Source organism: Lysobacter sp. Soil_N_51 (assembly GCF_057655755.1).
In genome coordinates this window covers 18,999-40,609 of sequence record NZ_JBDGLR010000009.1, presented here as the reverse complement: position 1 = coordinate 40,609, position 21,611 = coordinate 18,999, and the positions used below count along the sequence as shown (strand labels likewise).

General features: G+C 66.1%; 13 protein-coding genes. 5 read left to right on the top strand and 8 right to left on the bottom strand.

The window, feature by feature from the left end:
* Positions 1–592: 592 nt before the first annotated feature.
* From AC3A4T_RS17875 to AC3A4T_RS17865, 3 genes are all read right to left on the bottom strand, one after another.
* Positions 593–2,431 (bottom strand): DUF885 domain-containing protein, encoded by a 1,839-nt coding sequence (locus AC3A4T_RS17875; RefSeq protein WP_487676600.1) that lies wholly within the window; start codon positions 2,429–2,431, stop codon positions 593–595.
* A gap of 208 nt (positions 2,432–2,639) precedes the next feature.
* On the bottom strand, positions 2,640–4,847 hold the full coding sequence (locus AC3A4T_RS17870) for a S9 family peptidase (protein WP_487676865.1): 2,208 nt from the start codon (positions 4,845–4,847) through the stop codon (positions 2,640–2,642).
* A 73-nt stretch (positions 4,848–4,920) separates the two neighbouring features.
* Positions 4,921–5,631 carry a glutathione binding-like protein gene (locus AC3A4T_RS17865; RefSeq protein WP_487676599.1) on the bottom strand — a complete coding sequence of 237 codons (711 nt, stop codon included), beginning with the start codon at positions 5,629–5,631 and terminating at the stop codon, positions 4,921–4,923.
* A gap of 229 nt (positions 5,632–5,860) precedes the next feature.
* On the opposite strand from AC3A4T_RS17865, the gene AC3A4T_RS17860 reads away from it, so the two are divergent.
* On the top strand, positions 5,861–6,505 hold the full coding sequence (locus AC3A4T_RS17860) for a TIGR00645 family protein (RefSeq protein ID WP_487676598.1): 645 nt from the start codon (positions 5,861–5,863) through the stop codon (positions 6,503–6,505).
* A 139-nt stretch (positions 6,506–6,644) separates the two neighbouring features.
* Here AC3A4T_RS17860 and AC3A4T_RS17855 read toward each other — a convergent pair whose 3' ends face one another.
* The gene (locus tag AC3A4T_RS17855; RefSeq protein ID WP_487676597.1) at positions 6,645–7,694 is read right to left on the bottom strand and encodes a hypothetical protein; all 1,050 of its coding nucleotides are present in this window, start codon (positions 7,692–7,694) and stop codon (positions 6,645–6,647) included.
* A 53-nt stretch (positions 7,695–7,747) separates the two neighbouring features.
* On the opposite strand from AC3A4T_RS17855, the gene uvrD reads away from it, so the two are divergent.
* Entirely contained in the window at positions 7,748–9,943 is a 2,196-nt protein-coding gene (gene uvrD / locus AC3A4T_RS17850; protein ID WP_487676596.1) for a DNA helicase II, read from the top strand.
* Between the two features lie 539 nt (positions 9,944–10,482).
* Here the strand turns inward: uvrD and AC3A4T_RS17845 are convergent.
* Positions 10,483–12,846 (bottom strand): TonB-dependent receptor plug domain-containing protein, encoded by a 2,364-nt coding sequence (locus AC3A4T_RS17845; RefSeq protein ID WP_487676595.1) that lies wholly within the window; start codon positions 12,844–12,846, stop codon positions 10,483–10,485.
* A 192-nt stretch (positions 12,847–13,038) separates the two neighbouring features.
* On the opposite strand from AC3A4T_RS17845, the gene AC3A4T_RS17840 reads away from it, so the two are divergent.
* The gene (locus tag AC3A4T_RS17840) at positions 13,039–14,250 is read left to right on the top strand and encodes a phytase (RefSeq protein ID WP_487676594.1); all 1,212 of its coding nucleotides are present in this window, start codon (positions 13,039–13,041) and stop codon (positions 14,248–14,250) included.
* An 86-nt stretch (positions 14,251–14,336) separates the two neighbouring features.
* On the opposite strand, the gene AC3A4T_RS17835 is transcribed toward AC3A4T_RS17840, so the two are convergent.
* Positions 14,337–14,885, bottom strand: coding sequence for a hypothetical protein (locus AC3A4T_RS17835; protein ID WP_487676593.1), 549 nt, complete (start codon positions 14,883–14,885; stop codon positions 14,337–14,339).
* Positions 14,886–15,058: 173 nt separating this feature from the next.
* Here AC3A4T_RS17835 and AC3A4T_RS17830 point away from each other — a divergent pair, with 173 nt between their 5' ends.
* Entirely contained in the window at positions 15,059–17,188 is a 2,130-nt protein-coding gene (locus AC3A4T_RS17830; RefSeq protein WP_487676592.1) for a S9 family peptidase, read from the top strand.
* 255 nt (positions 17,189–17,443) lie between these two features.
* Here the strand turns inward: AC3A4T_RS17830 and AC3A4T_RS17825 are convergent, their stop codons facing one another.
* Positions 17,444–17,878, bottom strand: a complete 435-nt coding sequence (locus AC3A4T_RS17825; protein ID WP_487676591.1) for a GNAT family N-acetyltransferase — start codon at positions 17,876–17,878, stop codon at positions 17,444–17,446.
* Positions 17,879–18,017: 139 nt separating this feature from the next.
* Positions 18,018–18,278: a DUF2782 domain-containing protein gene (locus AC3A4T_RS17820; RefSeq protein WP_056110750.1), complete on the bottom strand. Its 261-nt coding sequence runs from the start codon at positions 18,276–18,278 to the stop codon at positions 18,018–18,020.
* Between the two features lie 241 nt (positions 18,279–18,519).
* Between AC3A4T_RS17820 and polA the strand changes: the two genes are divergently transcribed.
* Positions 18,520–21,291, top strand: coding sequence for a DNA polymerase I (polA, locus tag AC3A4T_RS17815; RefSeq protein WP_487676590.1), 2,772 nt, complete (start codon positions 18,520–18,522; stop codon positions 21,289–21,291).
* Positions 21,292–21,611 lie beyond the last annotated feature (320 nt).

The following is a 21,611-nucleotide window of genomic DNA, read 5'->3' as shown; positions in this document are numbered from 1 at the left end:
GACACCCGAAGGGCGGCGCACATGGATGTGCGCCGTGCGCCACCGAGACAGGATGTCTCGTGTGGTGCATGCCCGCGTATGCTCCGCATTTGCGGGCACTTGACTCAAAGAAAAGCGTTTTTCTTTGGTTACCTTTCTTTTGTCGCTTTTGACAAAAGAAAGTAACTCGGCCGCTTGCGGACGAAAGCTGTTGCTGTTGCCTCAAAGGCTATAGAGCTTCAAAGCTTTAGAAGCTGCAAGCAGGATCAAAAGCTTCCGCCGCTGAAGCGGCGGGTTACTTTCTTTTGTCTAAAGCAACAAAAGAAAGGTAACCAAAGAAAAATGCTTTGTTGTGAGTCAAAAGCCCGCGCTTTCGGTGCCGACGCGGGCACGCGCCACACGGGACATCCTGTCCCGGTGGCGCGCGGCGCACATCCATGTGCGCCGCCCTTCGGGTGTCCTGTTGCTAACGCGAGTTACGAGACTCGCAGCGCTGGTGGTGGAGCCTGACTTCGAGCTCGAGCCAAGCCAGAGCAATGACAACAGCAACGGCAACAGCAACGGTAATTTCAAGTTTCACGCGCAAATCGAAACACGAATTTCCGTTTAGGTATCAGCGCTTGGCCTTCTTCTGCGCCGGCGCGAAGTTCTCCTGCACCGCCTTGGCCAACAACGCCGGCGGCAACAGCCCCTGATCGAGCAGGAAGTTGTTGAACTTCAAACGGTCGAAGCGATCGCCGGTGGCCAGCTCGGTCTGCATGCGCAATTCGAGAATGCGGCTGTAGCCATAGAAATAGCTGCCAGCCTGGCCCGGGGCGTTGAACATGTAGCGATCGAGTTCCTGCTTGGTCATCGCCTCGGAGAAACCGACCTGCTCCTGCAGCAGCTTGCCGGCGCTGGCGCGGTCGGTCAGGCCGAGGTTGAGCATCGGGTCGAGTATCGCGCGCGAGGCGCGCAGCAGGCGGAACTGCAATGCGATCAACTGCCCGTCGAGCGGTTCGTACGGCACCATCTCGGCTTCGGCGTACAGCGCCCAGCCTTCGACGTTGACCGAGTTGAACGCGAACATCGAGCGCGCCAGCGAAATGCCGCGCTCGACCATCGCGGTGAACTGCAGTTCGTGACCCGGGCGGCCTTCGTGCGCCGACAAGGTCCACGCCGCCGATTCGTAGTTGAAGTCGTCGTAGTGCAGGGTCTTGCCGGACGGATTGGGAACCGCCACCGGCAGCACGAACTGGCCTTGCTGGCCGGTGTTGCCGACCAACGGCGCGGGCAGGAAGTGCGGCGCCGGCTGCGAGGCCGATTCGGCGTCGCTGCCCAGGCGCATCACCATCGGCCGCTGCGGCACGTCGACGATCTGTTCCTTGCGGATGATCGGATCGATCGCGTCGATCACCTTGCGGTAGCGCGGTTCGAGCTGGTCGTTGGGAATGGTGTCTTGCTTGAGCGCGCGGATCACCGCGACGTAATCGTGCGGATCGGCGACCTTCAGGCCCTTGGCCTGGGCGACCAGCGGCGCGAGCTGACGCATCGCCGCGCGGGTTTCCATGAATTCGACCTGGGCGCGGCGCATCAGCAACTGCGGATCGATGTCGATGCCGTACTGCTTGAGCTGATACGCATACAACTCCGGCGGCAGGCGTGCGTCGCTGCGCGCCTTGGGCAGCACCGCGCTGCGGGTCCACTGGCCGTACTCGCGCAACTGGGTTTCCATCGCCTTGAGCGCCGGCTCGGCGCCCTGGATCTTGTACTTGTCGAACAGCTTGCGGATGCCGGCGACGTAGGTGTCGACGTTGCCCAGGGCCTGATCGACTTCGAGCTTGGTCGGCTGCAGCAGACTGGAATCGGCGGCCAGGCGTTCTTCGTAGCGCTGGCGGGCGAGGGCGGTCAGCGGTTCGCTGCCCGGGGTCAGGCCGACATAGGCTTGCAGGCGCGCGAGCGCCTGGGCGCGGCGTTCGGGTGGGGTCTGGTCGGAGAGCAGGCCGTTGATGCCGGAGAACACCGTCTGCGGCGCGTCGAACCACGGCAGCATCAGGCGTTCGTTGAGTTCGTTGCCCTCGACGTTGTCGTCGATCGCGCCGATCAGGATTTCCAGGTCCTGGCGCACGTTGGGATCGCGTTCGACCTGCAGCTTCTCGCTCAGCTCGCTCTTGGCCTTGACCATGGCGGCGCGGAAGCGCTGGTTCACCTGCGGCTTGAGGTCGGTGACCTTGTCGTCGTAGCCGGGAATGCCGAAGAAGGAAAAGCCTTCCGGAGCGAAATCGGCCTGGGCCTTGATCAGGATCTGGGTGTAGCGGTTGCTCGTTTCGACCCAGGCCGGCGACGGTTTGGCGGCGGGCGCCTTGGCCTTTGCATCGGATTTGGCTGCGTCGGCGGCGTGTGCGGGCGCGACGGACAGAACCAGGACGGGCGCGGACAGCGCCAGGGCGACGGCGAGAACGAGCGGCTTCATGAGGTGACCCGGGTGGAGTGAAGGGCTCCAGCATCGGCTTGACTGGGGTTTAGGCCAAGCGCCGAAGGTCATGTGGGGTTGGCAGGGGGCCAGAGCTGCCCTCACCCCAACCCCTCTCCCGCAAGCGGGAGAGGGGCTCAGTTCGAAGCTGCTTGTCTCCCTCTCCCGCTTGCGGGAGAGGGTTGGGGTGAGGGCCGCAAGCGTGACCTCAGCGCTTCAGGCACCGATCAAAGAAATCCTCGGTCAAGCGAAACCGATGCAGATTGTCGCGCCCGCGCAGACCATGCTTCGCGCCGGGATAGGTCATCAACTCGAACGGCTGCCCGCGCTGCTGCAAGGCACTCATCAGCACGGTGGAATTGGTGAACAGCACGTTGTCGTCGGCCATGCCGTGGATCAGCAGCAGCTTGGAGGTCAATCCGTCCAGATGCTCAAGCACGCGGCCTTCGCGATAGCCATCGGGATTGTTCTTCGGCAGGCCCATGTAGCGTTCGGTGTAATGGCTGTCGTACAGGCCCCAATCGGTGACCGGCGCGCCAGCAACGCCGCAGGCATAGGCGTTGCTGGCCTTCGCCAGCAGCATCAAGGTCATGTAACCGCCGTTCGACCAGCCGTACACGCCGATCTTGTCGCCATCGACCCACGGCTGCGACTTCAACCAATCCACACCCTTGAGCTGATCAGCGACTTCGACCGTGCCCTGCTTGCGATACAGCGCGCCACCGAACGCCGCGCCGCGCCGCGGCGTGCCGCGGTTATCGACCGAGAACACCACATAGCCGTGCTGGGCGAGGTACTGATTGAAATCCGGCGCCCACACCCGCTTGACCGTCTGCGAGGCCGGGCCGCCGTACACGTTGACCACCACCGGATAGCGCTTGCTTGCGTCGAATCCGCTGGGCTTGATCAGACTGTAGTGCAGCGCGGTCTTGCCGTCGGCGGCGGTGAGCTGCCCGTACTCGATCGGCCGCTGCGCGGCGCGGTACGGCGCGAACGGATGCTTGGCGTCGTCGAGATCGTTGGCGATCAACGCGGCGATGCGGGTGCCGTCGTTGCGATACAGCTCCAGTTGCGGCGGCGTGGTCGGGTTCGACCAGGCATCGACGAACACGCTGGCGTTGAGAGCGAAGCTCGGGCTGTGATAGCCGTCGGCCTTGCTGATGCGCTCGATCGCGCCGCCGCTAAGCGGCACGCGATAGACCTGCGAATCCATCGGCGAATCCTTGCCCGCGGCGAAGTACAGCTGGCCGGCGTCTTCATCGACCGCGAGCACGCTGTCCACCGGCCACTCGCCCGAGGTCAGCGCCTTGGCCTGCTTGCCATCGGCCGACAGCAGATACAGATGCTCGTAACCGCTGCGCTCGCTGTTCCAAAGGATGCGATCGTCCTTGAGAAAGCGCAGATCGTTGTGCAGCGGCACCCAGGTCTTGGAGGTTTCGGTAATCAGCGTGCGTTGCTTGCCGCTGCGCAGATCGGCTTCGATCAGCTCGAGCTTGTGCTGGTCGCGCGACTGGCGCTGGAAGGTCACGCGGTCGGCATCGCGCCAATCCACGCGCGCCAGGTAAATGTCCTGTTCCTTGCCCAGATCGATTTCGCTCGGCGCGGCGGCCTGTGCGCCGATGCGCGCGACCAGCAGGCGCACGCGCACGTTGGCATCGCCCGCGGCCGGATAGCGCTGCTCGACCACATCGGTGCGATCGGGATAGACCTCGTAGCGCTTCTGCACCGGGACCGGCGATTCGTCGATGCGCGCGAACGCGATCGCCGAATCGTCGGGCGCCCACCAATAACCGGTGTGGCGGTCCATCTCCTCGTCGGCGACGAATTCGGCCACGCCGTTGCCGATGGTGTCGCTGCCGTCCTTCGTAAGCTGGGTCGCCTTGCCATCGGCGAGGTCGATCACCCACAGGTTGCGGTCGCGCACGAAGCTGACGAAACCGCCCTTCGGCGACAGCTTGGGATCGGTGGCGAAGCCTTCGCCGTGGGTGAGCTTGCGCACCGCGGCCTTGCCGGTCTTGGCCAGGTCGTACAGATACAACTCGCCGCCGAGCGGAAACAGCAGGCGCTTGCCGTCGGGCGACCACTGGTAGTCGACGATGCCCGACAGCGCGGCGATGCGCTGGCGTTCGCGGCGCGCCTTCTCGGCGTCGCTGAGCACTTCCGCGCCCGGCAGCACGTCGTCGGAATCGACCAGCAGCGTGGTCTTGCCGCTGGCGATGTCGTAGGCCCACAGGTCCAGGCGGTTCTTGTCGCGGGCCTTGCCGCGCAGGAAACCGACCCGGCTGCCGTCCGGCGCGATCTTCGGCTTGACCAGACTGGGGCCGGACAGCGGCGCGTCGCCGGTGAGCGCTTCGAGCGTCAGGCGGCCGGCGACCGGCGCGGCCGGAGCAGCGAAGGCGGGGGTGGTCAGCGACATGGCGAGCAGGCACAAGGCAAGGCGGGTGGTCTTCATCAGGGCGATCGGTCCGGGACGTGCTGCGGGTGAGGCATCAGGTGGGCTGCGCCGGCGAGCCGAACAGATGGCGGCGCATTTCATCGGTCATGGTCTTGTCGGCGCGGTACACCTTGCCCATTTCGTAGGCCCGCTGGAAGGCCGGGCGCGCGGCCAGTTCGTCGTGCCAGCGCTGCACGTTCGGATAGCGGGCGAGGTCGACATGGTGCCATGCGTGTTCGTGGGCCCAGGGGTGGCAGGCGAAATCGGCGATGCTGAGTGTATCGGCGGCGATGAACTCGCGCCCGGCCAGGCGCCGGTCGAGCACGCCGTACAGGCGCTCGGTCTCGCGCTGATAGCGGTCGATCGCGTACGGCACCTGCTCGGGCGCATAGCGGGTGAAATGGTGATTCTGGCCGAGCATCGGGCCGTAACCGCCGACCTGCCAGAACAGCCATTCGTTGACTTCGACCTGGCCGCGCACGTCGCCGGGCGAGAAGCGGCCGGTCTTGGCCGCCAGATACTGCAAGATCGCGCCGGATTCGAACACACTGATCGCCGCGCCGCCATCCGACGGCGCATGGTCGACGATCGCGGGCATGCGGTTGTTCGGCGAAATCGCCAGGAATTCGGGCTTGAACTGATCGCCCGCGCCGATATCGACCGGCTTGATCGAATACTCCAGCGCCGCGCCGGCCTGATTGGCCTCTTCCAGAAACAAGGTGATCTTGTGGCCGTTGGGCGTGGGCCAGTAATGCAGGTCGATCATGGGATGCGCTCCGCGAGAAAGCCTGGAGTTTAAGTGCGCCGATCTGCTCGCCGCCGCCGCGCGGATGGAATGGCGTGTGCCGCAAACCGCGCCGCGGCGGGCTTCACGCGCATCCGGCGGCGGCGAAAACGCCGCGCAGATGAACCCTCGGGTGGCCCCGACGTGGCGATGTCACCCACGGGCGGCTACTCTTGGCCGCCTGTACCGTCTTCACATTCACGAGTTCCGCATGACCGATCCCAAGATCAACCGACTCAACCCCCTGCCGGCCCTGATCTTCAGTTCGCGCTGGCTGCAGCTGCCGTTGTACCTGGGCCTGATCGTCGCCCAGGGCGTGTACGTGTTCCAGTTCGTCAAGGAACTGATCCACCTCGTCCATGATGCGACCACCCTGACCGAGCAGGGCATCATGCTGATCGTGCTGGGTCTGATCGACGTGGTGATGATCTCCAACCTGCTGGTGATGGTGATCGTCGGCGGTTACGAGACCTTCGTTTCGCGCCTGCGTCTGGAAGGCCATCCCGATCAGCCCGAATGGCTAAGCCACGTCAATGCGAGCGTGCTCAAGGTCAAGCTGGCGATGGCGATCATCGGCATCTCCTCGATCCACCTGCTCAAGACCTTCATCGGCGCCGGCAGCCTCGGCCTGCCGTTGTGCGGCACGCCCGATGCGTTCGCCGCGGCGCAGGCGGCGGCCCAGGCCACCGCGAACGGCGTCGCCAACGCGACCGCGCGCTGCTCGGAGCTGACCTCCGAAGGCGTGATGTGGCAGTCGTTGATCCACTTCCTGTTCATCGTTTCGGCGATCGGCATCGCCTGGACCGACAAGCTGATGAGCACCACGGTGGCCAAGCCCGGCAAGGGCGCGCACTGACGCCGCGGCGACGAACGCGACGCGGGTTGCGGCCCGCGAGCGGTCGGATCGACAAATTGGTCGTATCAAAGAGCCCGGGGCATGCGCCTCGGGCTCTTCGTTTGTGCGGTCTTGATGCGATCGATAAGGGTGAGCGCGATCACTCGTCGCGCTGCGGCGGGCGCGGCGCCATGATCGCGCGTCGCAACCGCAGCGCATCGGGCCGGTCCGAGAAACGCAGTTCGCCGTTGTCCGCGCGCTGCAGGCCCAGCGCGCGATACGCCTCGTCCTGCGAGGGAAAGTCCTGCATCGCGGCGTAACGCCGGTACAGGCGGGCGAGCACGCCGTTGCCGCCGACGCGATCGAGCGCGGCGATGAAATCTTCGGGTTCGACCTGCGCATTGCCGTCGAGGCAGCAGCGCGCGTACTGCGCGAGTACGCGGTCCAGGTCGGTGCGCTGTTCGCGGCGCAGGGCGAGGTCGGCGTCGAGCCAGAACGCCGCGCCGGCCCAGTAGACACGCATGGTGCTGCCACGACTGCGGCCGATCTGGTCCATGCGCGCGCCCGCGCCGACCTTGCGCCCGCGCTGGAAACCCGCTTCGATCCGGCGCCACGCCTCGTCGCCGCCGAGCAGGCCGGCGCGCGCGCGCGACACGTTCTGGTAGTAGCTGGCCAGGCCCTCGGCCAGCCAGCGGCCGTCGTCGCCGAGGTAGGGATGCATCAGGTGCGAAAGCTCGTGCACGGCGGTCCAGTCGTCGCGCAATTCCTGATAGGTCGCGTCGTCGCGCACGTACAGCAGCACCGAGACGCCGTCGTCGCGGCGGGTCTGGCCCCACGGCACCGGGCTGGCGTCGCGGCCGCGGCGCGGCACCAGGCGAATGCGCACCAGCGCGTCGCGCAGCGGGAACCGACCCGATGAGAGCTGGCCCGATGAGAGCGGGCCTGATGAAGTCAGCGCGGCGTTCGCGCATTCGCCTATCCAGCGGCGCAACTGCGCGACGCGCGCGGCGTCGGGTGGGTTCTCGATGCGCACCCGCAGCTGGGTGTCGCCGGCGCGGATCGCCCATTCGGCGCTGGAATCGGCTGGATTGGCGGCGACAGTCGCGGCTTGCGCCACCGCGATCGCCGCGGCCGCATGCGCCGGCGGCGCGGCGCCTGCGCAAACGAGCAAACTCAGCAAGGCTGCGGCGCGGACGGACATGATCGGCATTGGAACTCCATCGGACGGGAAGGTTCCCACGGCATCGCCGGTACAATGGGGCGATGGACGTATCGCACTTGCTCGACGCACTCAATCCGGCCCAGCGTGAAGCCGTTTCGGCGCCCGCCGGCCATTATCTGGTCCTCGCGGGCGCCGGCAGCGGCAAGACCCGCGTGCTGACCCATCGCATCGCCTGGCTCAACGAAGTCTTCGGCGTGCCCAACCACGGCATCCTGGCGGTGACGTTTACGAACAAGGCCGCCGGCGAGATGCGCGCGCGCGTCGACGCGCAGCTGCCGCGCGGCGCGCGCGGCATGTGGATCGGCACCTTCCACGGCCTGGCCCACCGTCTGCTGCGCCTGCACTGGCAGGAGGCCAAGCTGCCCGAAGGCTTCCAGGTGCTCGACAGCGACGACCAACTGCGCCTGGTCAAGCGCGTGGTGCAGGCGCTGGAACTGGACGAAACCCGTTTCCCGCCGCGCCAGATCGCCTGGTGGATCAACGCGCAAAAGGACGAGGGCCGGCGCCCGCGCAACATCCAGCCGGCCAACGACGACTGGGCCGACGTGATGCTGCGTTGCTACGAGGCCTATCAGGAGCGCTGCGAGCGTGCCGGTCTGGTCGACTTCGCCGAGTTGCTGCTGCGCGCGCATGAATTGCTGCGCGACAACCCGGCGCTGTTGACCCATTACCGGACCCGCTTCCGCGAGATTTTGGTCGACGAATTCCAGGACACCAACGCGATCCAGTACGCCTTCGTGCGCGTGCTGGCCGGCGACACCGGCCATGTGTTCGTGGTCGGCGACGACGATCAGGCGATCTACGGCTGGCGCGGCGCCAAGGTCGAGAACGTGCAGAAATTCCTGCGCGATTTCCCCGGTGCGCAGACCATCCGCCTGGAGCAGAACTACCGTTCCAGCGCCAACATCCTCGACGCCGCCAACGCGGTCATCGCCCACAACCCCGACCGCCTGGGCAAGAAGCTGTGGACCGACACCGGCCACGGTGAGCCGATCGACCTGTACGCGGCCTACAACGAAATGGACGAGGCGCGGTTCGTGATCGAGCGTCTGCGCCAGTGGGTGCGCGACGGCGGCAGCTACGGCGACGTGGCGATTCTCTACCGCAGCAATGCGCAGTCGCGCGCCTACGAAGAAGCCTTGTTGTCCGAGCAGGTGCCGTACCGCGTGTACGGCGGCCAGCGCTTCTTCGAGCGCGCCGAAATCAAGGACACCCTGGCCTATCTGCGCCTGCTGACCAATCGCGCCGACGATGCCGCGTTCGAACGCGCGGTCAACACGCCGACCCGTGGCATCGGCGACCGCACCCTGGACGAAGTGCGCAAACGCGCGCGCGCCGAGGCGGTGTCGCTGTGGGACGCGGTGCGGCTGGTCGCGACCGAGAACGTGCTCGCCGCGCGTGCGCGCAATGCGCTGGCGGGGTTCATGGCCTTGATCGAAGCACTGGAGGGCGATGTCGTCGACATGCCGCTGCCGGAGAAGATCGATCATGTGCTGCAGCGGTCGGGCTTGCGCGACCACTACGCCAACGAATCGCGCGGACAGCTCGATTCGCGCACCGACAACCTCGACGAACTGGTCTCGGTCGCCTCGCGCTTCAGCCGCAGCGACGAAGACGAAGCCGCGGCGATGCCGGAACTGATCGCCTTCCTCAGCTACGCCGCGCTCGAGGCCGGCGAAGGCCAGGCCCAGGCCGGCGAGGACGGCGTGCAGCTGATGACCTTGCACAGCGCCAAGGGCCTGGAATTTCCGCTGGTGTTCCTCGGCGGCCTGGAAGAGGGGCTGTTTCCGAGCAGCCGTTCGACCGAGGAGTCCGGTCGGCTGGAAGAGGAACGGCGCTTGGCCTATGTCGGCATCACCCGTGCGCGCGAAAAACTGGTGCTGAGCTACGCCGAGACCCGGCGCATCCACGGCATGGAGACCTACGGCTCGCCTTCGCGCTTCCTGCGCGAGATTCCGAGCCAGTTGCTGCACGAGGTGCGACCGAAGGTGCAGGTGTCGCGGCCGATGTACAACAACTCAGGGGCGCGCCGCGACGGCGGTGGCCTCAACCGCGGCCATGCGGCGATCGAAGCGCCGCCGGTCAAGCTGGGCGCGCAGGTGCGGCATGCGAGCTTCGGCACCGGCACGGTCACCGATTACGAAGGCAGCGGCGCGCATGCGCGGGTGCAGGTGAACTTCGACGATGTCGGCAGCAAGTGGCTGGTGTTGGCGTATGCGAATCTGGTTCCGGCGTGAAGGCGTGAAGGCGTGAGGGCGTGAGGGCGTGAGGGCGTGAAGGTTGTGAGTGTGTAATTTTGGAAACGCCGCTGTTGTCGGCTCCGAAGTGCGCGCTCAGCTCGTGACGCCAGTTTGAGGCCGTCATCCCCGCGCAGGCGGGGATCCAGGGCTTTACCGCGGCATGACTCTGAAGTCTCTGGATCCCCGCCTTCGCGGGGATGACGAGCAATTGAGCTCTGTCGGCGCTTGATCTGACGCAGCGGGCAACCTGACGCGGCAGCGACTGGTTTGCGTCGTTCGCCCGCGTACCCCCAAGACCGTCATTCCCGCGAACGCGGGAATCCAGCGACTTTCGTGCAGGTCGCGTCAAAGTCATTGGGTGTTCGGCTCCGTCGAAATAAAAGCGGAGCTCGCGTTCGCGGGAATGACGAGCACAAATGACGCGGGGACGAGGGAGAGCAACAAGAAGGTAACAATTTTCGCCTCAGCCTCAGCCTCAGCCTCAGCCTCAGCTTCGCTTCAAGGTCAGCCCTCAATCCTCAGTCCTCTCTCATCCCTCAAAACGCATACCGCACAACCACCTGATACACCCGCCCAGCCTTCTCGCTTTCCCGCTCATACTCGTCGTAATCCCGATCCAGCTGCTGCGCCAGCGTATTGAACTTGTGGAACGCCTCATCCTTCGACGCGTTCAACAGGTTCGAACCCGTCAACCGCACCGCCACCCGCGAGCCGAAGCGCTTCTCGACGAAGGCTTCCAGGTCGGCGCCGTAATGGGTCGTCACCTCCTCGCCGAGCACGCGCCCAAAAGCATCGCCCTGGCGCCGGTAACTCGCGCCGAACGACATGCCCAGCGACGGCAGGTCCTGGATGAAACCGACGTTGAGCACCGAGCTGGGCTGGTTGTTGAAACGGCGCTGGCCGAAATCGTCGTCGACTTCGCTGTCCAGCCACGAGTAATTGAGGAACACGCCGGTGTTGGGCAGGCCCAGCGCGGTCAGCGGCGTCGACAGATCGAACTCGGCGCCATACACGCGCGCGTCGCCGACGTTGGCGGCGGTGAACACGAAGCTGTCCGGGTCCAGCACCGGATACCCGGGCGTGCCCGGGCCGGCGCCCGGATTCTCGTCGAGGAAGTCGTCGATCGCATCCTCGTGATCGTCCAGCGCGGTCGCGCTCGGCCGGCCGGTGCCGACGATTTCGATCAGGTCGCGCACCTTGCGGTAGAACAGATTGATCCCGACCACGCCGCGCTTGCCGAGCCGGTGCTCATAGCCCAGGTCCAGGCCCCACGCCGTTTCCGGGCGCAACCCGGGATTGCCTAGGAAATCGTTGTCGCCGTATTCCTCTTCCAAGGTCAACGGCAGCAGTTGATCGAAATTCGGACGGCGCACCGTGCGCGCGAGCGATGCGCTAAGCCGATCGTGCTCGGTCAGGTTGTAGCGCAGATGCGCCGACGGCAGCAGCAGGCCGTAGTCCTTGTCGTCGCGGCGGCGGTCGTCGCCGTCTTCGGCGCTGCTGACGATCTTCGAGCGCGTGGTCTCGTAACGCAGGCCGGTTTCCCAGTCGATCCGTTCGTGCTTGCCGGAGAACATCAGGTACGGATCGATCCGGCGCTCCTCGATGCGGCTGCTCTGGCGGCTGAACTCCTCGTAAGGAGGCAACGGCTCGCCTTCGTCCTCGGTTTCGACCTCGCTGGTGCGCAATGAAGTCTTGCGGCGCTTGTCCAGCCCGTCCACGCCGAATTCCATTTTCGCCGCGCCGACCGCGCGGGTATGCGAAAGCTTGAAGCTGAGCTCGCTGTCGCGGGTGTCGCCGAGGACGCGGGTGCCTTCGAAGCCGTCGAACGAGGGCGGCGTGTCTTCATCGTCGTAGCCGATCTCCTGCTCGGTGTCGAAGCGCTTGTCGTCGAAGCGCGCATAGCCCAGATCGATTTCGCTGCGGCCGCCGGCCATGTCGAAGGCGTAGCTCGCATTGAGCGTGGCGTTGCGCTGCTTGATGTCGACTTTCTGGTCGTTGACCGACAGCAGATTGTCGCGCGCGCGGCTGGCGGGGTCGTTGTACTCCAGCGAATGCTCGGTCTCGGTGCGATCGGTGCGCACATAGAACCCGTCCAGGCTCAGCTTGCCGGTGCCGATCTCGCGGCTGTAGGACAGGTTTCCCGAGTAGTCGGTGCCGTCGCGCACGTCGCTCTGATCTTCGCGGTCGACGAAATCGCCGCCGGGCGCGTCGAAGCGATCGCTGCGCTTGCGCTTGGGGTTGTGCCGGCCCTGCACGTTGACGCCGCCGAGCAGGCGGCCGCCGGCGACATCGCCGCTGCCGACCGCGCCGAACACCGGCTTGACCTCGCCGTCGTCGAAATACGCCGCGCCGGCGCGCAGATAGCCGCCGTCGAATTGATAGGCGTCGCGCAGGACGATGTTGAGCGCGCCGGCGACCGCATCGCCGGAGCGATTCGCGCTGGGGCTGCGGATGATTTCGATGCGTTCGACCAGTTCGGCCGGAATGCGGTCGACATAGAACGACCGATCGCCGCCGGCGCCGGGCACTTTCTTGCCGTTGATCAGGATCTGGGTGTAGCCCGGGTCGAGGCCGCGCAGACGCGCGCCGTCGAATTCGAGCACGTCGGACACGAAACCCACGCTCGGCACGCGCTTGAGCATGTCGCCCACGGTCAGCGGTTCGAAGCGCTGGAAATAGTCCAGGCCGTAGCTCAGGGTCGGCGCGGTCGCGTCGCTGCGGTCGCGATAGGCGATGTCGCCGGTAACGGTGACCCGATCGAGCTCGGTCGCCGCGTCGCTCGCGCCGCCGGGGCCGGCGGGCGCGAGCGTATCGATCGCGAGCGCCGGGCCGGCGAGCGCGGCCAGCAGCGCGGCGCTGAGTGCGCGATGGTGGAGCGTGGGACGTCGCGGACTGCGCATGGTGTTCGCCGGTGAAGAGATGGCGAACGTTGTAAGTCCGGGCAATGGCAGGACGATGACGGCCAGCGCACTTTATGGCTTTTCCGTTGGTCGCCGCCGCGCGGTCTGTCATCAATTATGCATGTGACGGTTCTATAACAGCCGCTGGGGACTCCTGTGAATTCGAGCACGCCGATGCGTTCAACTGTATGTATGTCCGTCCTGGTGCCAGTGTTGCTGGCGCTGTCCGCTTGCGCGACGCCCGAGACGCCGCGCGCGTCGGATCCGTCCACGCCGCTGGTCGAGCGCGCGCCCGACAAGCGCGAGCCCGATGAGCGCGCCGACGCCGATCCTTTGCTATCGCGGGCCGGCGTCGCGCATCAGGTGGTCGAAGAAGCCTTCGTGACCCCGGCCACGCCGCGGGACAACATCGATTCGCCCGCGGTGTGGCGCGCGCCGAACGGCCGCTTGTGGCTGCTGGCGACGGCCAAGCAGGGCGGGGCGCTGACGATCTACGACGGCGACGACGGTCGCGCGATAGGCCGCTTTGGCCGCGAAGGCGATGCGCTCGGCGAATTCCGCCGGCCCAACGGCATCGCCGTGCTCGGTGATCTGGCGTTCGTGGTCGAGCGCGATAACCGCCGCGTGCAGGTGCTGTCGCTGTCGATACCGGCCGCGGCCAGTCGCGCGGTCGGGGTCGCCGACACGCGCGCGCCGCAGCTGCGCGCGCTGATGAGTTTCGGCCAGCAGCAACTGCAACAGCCGTATGGGCTGTGGGTGCGCGCGCTCGGCCCGCAGCAACTGGAAGTGATCGTCACCGACGCCTACATGGCCGGCGAGGACGCCGACGGCAACGAAATTCCGCCGCCGCTGGAACAACTCGGCCGGCGCATGCAGCGTTATCGCCTGCAACTCGATGGCGCGACACCGGTCGCGCGGCACGTCGCCGCGTTCGGCGACACCAGCGCGGCCGGCGCGATCCGCGTGCCCGAGTCGATCTGGGGCGATCCCGCCCACGATCGTCTGCTGATCGCCGAGGAAGATCTCGCCACCGGCACCGCGGTGCGCGACTACAGTCTCGACGGCCGTTATCGCGGCCAGACCATCGGCCAGGACCTGTTCAAGGCCCAGGCCGAAGGCATCGCGTTGTGGCAGTGCGACGACGGCAGCGGTTACTGGATCGCCACCGATCAGTTCAAGGATCGCAGCGTGTTCCATGTGTTCGACCGCGCCAGCCTGCGCCACCTCGGCGCCTTCGCCGGCAAGACCGTCGGCAACACCGACGGCGTGTGGTTGCAGCAGAACGGCTCCGTGCGTTTCCCCGACGGCGTGTTCTACGCCGTCCACGACGATCAGGCGGTCGGCGCGTTCGACTGGCGCGATGTGGCTCGGGCCTTGGGGTTGCGCAGTCGCTGCTCGGGCTGAGGGAGCGGAGAAAAGAGTGCAGAGGAGTGAGGAACGAGTAACAGCGGCTCTTACTCGTTCCTCACTCCTCTGCACTCGTTCCTGCTTCACCGATCGGTGAGCTTGAACGACTTAACCAATAAATCGAAGCCCGGTTGAGTCTGGGCCAAGTCCTCATCCGCGCTCTGAGTGATCAGGAACGCGCTGCGGTGCGCGCCGGTGATCTTGCGGTACTCGCGCAGGTGCGGAACCTTCACCCCGGCCAGGCTCACGGTGTAGTGCTCGCGGATCGTGCCTTCGGCGAAGCGCGACAGGTCGAAACGGGTTTCGCGGCGCAGCACCGACGGCGTCTGCTTGTCGGCCTCGGCGGAAAAATCGCGGGCGAAGGTTTCCAGTTCCAACCCGCGGTCGGCCTGCACGATCGCGATGAAGATCGCCGAGCCGGGGCTTTCCACGGTCAGGTAATGCGAGCCGGCGACGCGCTGGTCGTCGCTGACTTTCCAGTTGCCCGGAAGTTGCACGTGGACGCCGAGCCGGTCGTAGGGCTTGGGCGCCGACACGTTGGCGGCGGGTTCGCCGCAGCCGGCGAGCAGCAGGGCCAGGCCGGCGGCCAGCCAGCCGCGGGCGACACGATGCACTGCACGAGCATGAGCCATCGACATCCTCCTTATGCCGTCCCCCTGTGGACTCGGCCCACCCTAGCAGCCCATCGCGTCGCGCGCGTGTGCCGCCGGTCCGCAGGTGCGTCCGGCCACGACCAACGACACTGGGAGCTGCGGTCGCGATCGGCCTAGGCTGCGGGCTCATGCCTGCCGAACGGGACCCACCGATGTCCGCACGTTTCGTCTTCGTCGCCGCGCTCGCCTTGTGCGTGCTGCCGTTGTCTCTCTGTCCAGCGCAAGCCGCCGATCTGCACAGTGACCCGCGCAACCTGCAACCCAAGGACCTATTCGATCTGGAATGGGCCGACGCGCCATCGATCTCGCCCGACGGCCGCCGCATCGTCTATCAACGCAAGTTCTTCGACATCATGAAGGACCGTCGGCGCAGCAATCTGTGGCTGATCGATGCAGACAGCGGCCAGCAGCGGCCGCTGACCAGCGGCGCGTACGGCGACGGCGCCGCGGTGTGGTCGCCGAGCGGCGACCGCATCGCCTGGGTGTCGGACCGCGACGGTTCGGCGCAGATCTGGGTGCGCTGGATGGACAGCGGCCAGCAGTCGCCGATCAGCCGTCTGAGCGAAGGTCCGTCGAACCTGGCGTGGTCGCCGGACGGGCGCTGGATCGCGTTCACCCAGCACGTCGCCGCCGACACCACGCCGCTGGCGAAGCTGCCGGACAAGCCCGAGGGCGCGCAGTGGGCCGACGCGGTCAAGCTGATCGACCGGATGAATTACCGCGCCGACGGCGCCGGTTACCTCAAGCCCGGCTACGAGCACGTGTTCGTGATGCCGGCCGACGGCGGCACGCCGCGCCAGGTCACCCAGGGCGATTTCGATGTCGAATCGACCCCGGTGTGGAGCCGCGACGGGCGCTCGCTGTATGTGGTGTCCAATCGCGGCCCCGAGGCCGAGTACCACCCGATCGACCAGGACATTTACCGCGTCGACGTCGCCAGCGGCGCGACCGTGGCGCTGACCGACCGGCGCGGCCCGGACGTATCGCCGACCTTGTCGCCGGACGGGCGTCAGCTGGCCTACCTGGGTTACGACGATAGCAAGCTCGGTTATCAGGTCGCGCATCTGTACGTGCTCGATCTCGACAGCGGCGCCTCGCGCGCGTTGACCGAGCGTTTCGATTACGAGATCGAGAACCCACGTTGGGACAGCAACGGGCGCGGGCTGTATTTCGGTTACGACCGCGAAGGCGTGAGCCATCTGGGCTGGATCGCGGCGAGCGGCGGCGCGGTCGAATCGGTCAGCGACGATATCGGTGGCACCGAGGTCGGCCGGCCTTATCCGGGCGGCAGTTTTTCAGTTGGCGGCGGTCGTGTCGCCTATACCCATGGCAGCGTCTCGCGCATGGCCGACGTGGCGGTGGTCGCGCGCGGCGGCAAGTCGCGGGTATTGACCGACCTCAATGCCGACTCGCTCGCGCGCAAGCGCCTGGGCGAAGTCGAAACCTTGTGGACCAAGTCCTCGGCCGATGGCTTGTCGGTGCAGGGCTGGATCGTCAAGCCGCCGCAGTTCGAAGCCGGCAAGCGTTATCCGCTGCTGCTGGAAATCCATGGCGGGCCGTATGCGAACTACGGCCCGCGTTTCGCCGTGGAAACCCAGTTGTACGCCGCCGCCGGCTATGTGGTGCTGTACGTTAATCCGCGCGGCAGCACCAGTTACGGCCAGGCCTTCGCCGATCACATCCATCAGAACTATCCGAGCCACGACTACGACGATCTGATCAGCGCGGTCGATGCGACCATCGCCAAGGGTTATGTCGATCCGCAGCAACTGTATGTCACCGGCGGTTCCGGCGGCGGTGTGCTGACCGCGTGGATCGTCGGTCACACCGATCGTTTCCGCGCCGCGGTGGTGGCCAAGCCGGTGATCAACTGGACCAGTTTCGCGCTGACTTCCGACGGCCCGTCCTACATCACCCAGCACTGGTTTCCCGGTCCGCCGTGGCAGGCGCAGGAAAACTACTGGAAGCGCTCGCCGCTGGCCTATGTCGGCAACGTCACCACCCCGACCATGCTGATCACCGGCGAAAGCGACTACCGCACGCCGATCTCGGAGACCGAGCAGTACTACACCGCGCTCAAGCTGCACCGCGTCGACAGCGCGATGATCCGCATCCCCGGTGCCTCGCACGGCATCGGCGCGCGGCCTAGCGAAACCTTGGCGCAGGTGCTCAATACGCTGGGGTGGTTCGAGCGGTATCGCAATCGGCCGAGGGTGGAGAAGCCGGCGGCTGGGGCGACTTTGCAGTCAAGCGACATGGGTGCAGCGGCGCGCACCGAGTAAGCGCTTCGATTCTTCTGGCTCGCCGCGTTACCGTTCCCCCTTTGAAAAAGGGGGGCTAGGGGGGATTTGCTTTTCCCCGCAAGTCCTGCCGATTCAACCGTCGGCGACGCGAAAAGCAAATCCCTCGCGCTCCAGTCTCTTTCGGTTCACAAGGTACGCCGGGGGCCCGCCCCCTCTACAAAGTGGGCAACAGATCGTGGCTTCGTCGATTCAAGCATCGTCAGCAAGCCATCCGACCGCCCGCGACCCACGCCACTAATCCAGCCTCACCCCAAAATGAAACGCCTCGATCCGCAACCGCTCGCGCAGATAAAACGCATGCGCGTCCTGCCGGTGCGTGCCGGAGTCGAGTTGCAGCCGCGCGCAGCCCAGTCGCTTGGCCTCGGCCTTGAGCCAGTCCAGCATCGCCTTGCCGTAGCCCTGGCCGCGCACGGCTTCGTCGGTGATCAGGTCGTCGACGTACACATGCAGCCCGACCGCCAGCATCTCCATCACCCGCCAGCACGCGAACGCACGCGGCACGCCCTGGGCGTCGTAGGCCACCGTCGCGCGGCAGCCCTCGGCGATCTGGCGGTGCATCTGGGCGAGGAAGCGCGCCTCGTCGAATTCGGGGCGCAGTTGCGACACCACCGGCCAGACCGCGCGCAGTTCGGTGTCGCCGACGATGGTGCGGATTTCGGCGGTTGTCATTGCGTAAGAGAAGTGGGATCGGAGAGATCGGATCGGAGAGATCCGTGCAGAAAACGAGCGGCGCACTGGCGTACCGCCGGCGCGGCATGAAACGGCTACGGTAGCTGACTACAGCGCGTCGACCGCGGCTCGCCGCGCATCACCAACTGAAGAGTTTGTAATACACCGGCGACACCGTGCCCTCGCCCTTGCTGCTGTCGAGGCGGCCGTCGCCGTCGTTGTCGACCAGGTAATAGACCGGGCCGCGCGACGGGGTGACCTTGACCGCGCGCAGCTGGCCGCCGACCCGGTACTCCTCGACGGTGTCGCCGTTCTCGACGCTGCGGGTGTAGACCTCGGCGCCCTTGAGCGCGGCGGTGGGGTCGTCGGTCGCGCCGCCCATGCTGGCGCAGCCGGCCATCAGGGCGACGGCCGCGAGGGCGGTCAGGACGGGGGCGAGGCGGCGCAGGCGGGCGTGCGGCGATGCGAGTGGGGCGCGCATGGCGATTCTCCGTGTATCAGGCCGTCAGCATACGCCGCGACTGCGTTAAGCGTGTGCATCGGTTTGGCGGTCCGGTCGCGTCGCGCATCGTGCCGCATTCATCGGCCACGGCCGGCCGGCATTCGCAGACCCGGCGACCGGGCAGCGTAGAATCGCGGGCATGAAAAGACTCGTCCTGATCGATGGTTCCAGCTACCTCTACCGCGCCTTCCATGCGCTGCCGCCGTTGACCAACGACGCCGGCGAGCCCACCGGCGCGCTGTTTGGCGTGGTCAACATGCTGCGCTCGACCCTGGCCGAACGCCCCGACTATGTGGCCTTCGTGGTCGACGCGCCCGGCAAGACCTTCCGCGACGACCTGGACCCGCAGTACAAGGCCAATCGCCCGCCGATGCCCGACGACCTGCGCGCCCAGGTGCTGCCGATGTGCGAGATCGTCGAGGCCCTGGGCATTCCGATCCTGCGCATCGACGGGGTCGAGGCCGACGACGTGATCGGCACCCTCGCGCTGCGCGCGGCCGGCGATGCGATCGACGTCACCATTTCCACCGGCGACAAGGACTTTGCCCAACTGGTGCGGCCCGGCGTGGTGCTGGTCAACACCATGAGCGGCAGCCGCATGGATTCCGACGAAGCGGTGATCGCCAAGTTCGGCGTGCGTCCGAATCAGATCGTCGACTTTCTGTCGCTGATGGGCGACAGCGTCGACAACGTGCCCGGCGTGGAGAAGTGCGGGCCGAAGACCGCGGCCAAGTGGCTGGCCGAATACGACACCCTGGAGGGCGTGATCGAACACGCCGATCAGATCAAGGGCAAGATCGGCGAGAACCTGCGGGCGGTGCTCGGCCGCTTGCCGCTCAATCGCCAGCTGACCACGATCAAGACCGACGTAGAGCTCGACCGCGGCCCGCAGCAGCTCGCCCTGCGCGAACGCGACACCGAGGCGCTGCGTACGCTGTACGCGCGCTACGGCTTCAAGCAGGCGCTGCGCGATATCGAAGGCAGTGCCAACACGACCGCCAACGAGATCGCCGCCGACCGCGCCGGCCTGCGCGCGACCGCCGCCGGCCATGCGCGTTCCAATGCGGCCGGCGAAACGCCGGACGCGGCGCTGTCGGCCAAGGGCGAGTACGAGGCGATCGTGACCCAGCCGCAGCTCGACGCGCTGGTCGCGGCGCTGCGGTCGAGCGAGGAATTCGCCTTCGACAGCGAAACCGATTCGCTCGATCCGATGATGGCGAATCTGGTCGGGCTGAGTTTCGCGACCGAGCCGGGCCGCGCGGTGTATATCCCGCTGGCCCACGATTATCCCGGGGTGCCGGCGCAGCTCGATCGCCAGGCCGTGCTCGATGCGTTGCGGCCGGTGTTCGCCGATCCGGCGCGGCGCAAGCTCGGCCAGCACGGCAAGTACGATCTGCACGTCCTGCGCCGGCATGGCGTGGACGTGCTCGGTTACGCCGACGACACCATGCTGGAGAGCTTCGTCTACAACGCCACCGGCAGCCGTCACGACATGGACTCGCTGGCCAAGCGTTACCTGGGTTACGACACGATCAAGTACGCCGATGTCGCCGGCAAGGGCGCCAAGCAGATCCTGTTCTCGCAGGTCGCCCTCGACGATGCGACCCGATACGCCGCCGAGGACGCCGACGTGACCTTGCGCCTGCACCGCGTGCTCGGCGCGCGTCTGGCCGCGGAACCGGAGCTGGAAAAGGTCTACCGCGAGATCGAAATGCCGCTGGTGCCGGTGCTCGAACGCATCGAGGCCAACGGGGTGATGATCGACGGCGACGAACTGCGCCGGCAATCGCAGGACCTGGGCAAGCGCATGCTCGCCGCGCAGATCAAGGCGACCGAACTGGCCGGGCGCACCTTCAACCTGGATTCGCCCAAGCAGTTGCAGGCCTTGCTGTTCGACGAACTCAAGCTGCCGGTGCTGGTGAAGACCCCGACCGGGCAGCCGAGCACCAACGAAGAAGCGCTCGAAGCGATCGCCGATCAGCACGAACTGCCGCGGGTGATTTTGGAATACCGCGGCTTGGCGAAACTGCGCAGCACCTACACCGACAAACTGTCGGGGATGGTCAATCCGCACACCGGCCGCGTCCACACCAGTTATCACCAGGCCGGCGCGGCGACCGGACGCCTGGCGTCGAGCGATCCGAACCTGCAGAACATTCCGATCCGCACCGACGACGGCCGACGCATCCGCCGCGCTTTCGTCGCGCCCGAAGGCCGGCGTCTGGTCGCCTGCGATTACTCGCAGATCGAACTGCGGATCATGGCCCACCTGTCGGAGGACCCGGGCCTGGTGCGCGCGTTCGAATCCGGCGCCGACGTGCATCGCGCGACCGCGGCCGAAGTGTTCGGCAAGAAATCGCTGGAAGAGGTCAGCTCGAACGAACGGCGCGCGGCCAAGGCGATCAACTTCGGTCTGATGTACGGCATGAGCGCGTTCGGTCTGGCGCGTCAGCTCGGCATCGGTCGCGGCGAAGCGCAGGACTACATCGCCCTGTATTTCAGCCGTTATCCGGGTGTGCGCGATTTCATGGAGCGCACGCGTCAGGACGCGCGCGACAAGGGCTATGTCGAAACCGTGTTCGGCCGTCGCCTGTATCTGGAGAACATCAAGGCGTCGAACCAGGGCCTGCGCGCGGGCGCCGAACGCGCCGCGATCAACGCACCGATGCAGGGCACCGCGGCCGACATCATCAAGCGCGCGATGATCGACATCGACGGCTGGCTGTCACAGCACGCCGACAGTGCCAAGATGATCCTGCAGGTGCACGACGAACTGGTGTTCGAGGTCGAGAGCGCATTCGCGGATACTTTGATCGCCCAGGCCACACAGCGGATGGCGGCCGCGGCCACACTTCGCGTTCCTCTGGTTGTTGACACCGGTATCGGTATTAACTGGGACGAAGCGCATTAAATATCGTGAAAGCGTTGATTTTGCTGGGTTTGGTAGAATGAATCGGTCCTGAATCCAACAATTTATTAACTCTGATCTTCACGAACTATCCATGTGCCAGGTGGTCATATAGGTCGCGACAGATGCAACGTCTGTCGCCGATCTCTCCCTCCCCTGGAGTGATCCCCCGGAGCGAACGCCCCCTCCCCAGGGCACGCTCCACCAGCCCCGCCGGCCCCCCCTGCCTGCGGGGCTTTTTATTTGTGTCGTCGAAAGCCGCCTTGCTGTGCAGGGCGGCTTTTTGTTTGGGTGCTCAGTTGAGCACCGTGTTGGTTCTGGCG

Excerpts from the sequence above, each read along its gene's own strand:
- AC3A4T_RS17875 (WP_487676600.1), bottom strand. The coding sequence starts at position 2,431 with ATGAAGCCGCTCGTTCTCGCCGTCGCCCTGGCGCTGTCCGCGCCCGTC.
- AC3A4T_RS17870 (WP_487676865.1), bottom strand. The coding sequence starts at position 4,847 with ATGTCGCTGACCACCCCCGCCTTCGCTGCTCCGGCCGCGCCGGTCGCC.
- AC3A4T_RS17865 (WP_487676599.1), bottom strand. The coding sequence starts at position 5,631 with ATGATCGACCTGCATTACTGGCCCACGCCCAACGGCCACAAGATCACC.
- AC3A4T_RS17860 (WP_487676598.1), top strand. The coding sequence starts at position 5,861 with ATGACCGATCCCAAGATCAACCGACTCAACCCCCTGCCGGCCCTGATC.
- AC3A4T_RS17855 (WP_487676597.1), bottom strand. The coding sequence starts at position 7,694 with ATGCCGATCATGTCCGTCCGCGCCGCAGCCTTGCTGAGTTTGCTCGTT.
- uvrD (WP_487676596.1), top strand. The coding sequence starts at position 7,748 with ATGGACGTATCGCACTTGCTCGACGCACTCAATCCGGCCCAGCGTGAA.
- AC3A4T_RS17845 (WP_487676595.1), bottom strand. The coding sequence starts at position 12,846 with ATGCGCAGTCCGCGACGTCCCACGCTCCACCATCGCGCACTCAGCGCC.
- AC3A4T_RS17840 (WP_487676594.1), top strand. The coding sequence starts at position 13,039 with ATGTCCGTCCTGGTGCCAGTGTTGCTGGCGCTGTCCGCTTGCGCGACG.
- AC3A4T_RS17835 (WP_487676593.1), bottom strand. The coding sequence starts at position 14,885 with ATGGCTCATGCTCGTGCAGTGCATCGTGTCGCCCGCGGCTGGCTGGCC.
- AC3A4T_RS17830 (WP_487676592.1), top strand. The coding sequence starts at position 15,059 with ATGTCCGCACGTTTCGTCTTCGTCGCCGCGCTCGCCTTGTGCGTGCTG.
- AC3A4T_RS17825 (WP_487676591.1), bottom strand. The coding sequence starts at position 17,878 with ATGACAACCGCCGAAATCCGCACCATCGTCGGCGACACCGAACTGCGC.
- AC3A4T_RS17820 (WP_056110750.1), bottom strand. The coding sequence starts at position 18,278 with ATGGCCGGCTGCGCCAGCATGGGCGGCGCGACCGACGACCCCACCGCC.
- polA (WP_487676590.1), top strand. The coding sequence starts at position 18,520 with ATGAAAAGACTCGTCCTGATCGATGGTTCCAGCTACCTCTACCGCGCC.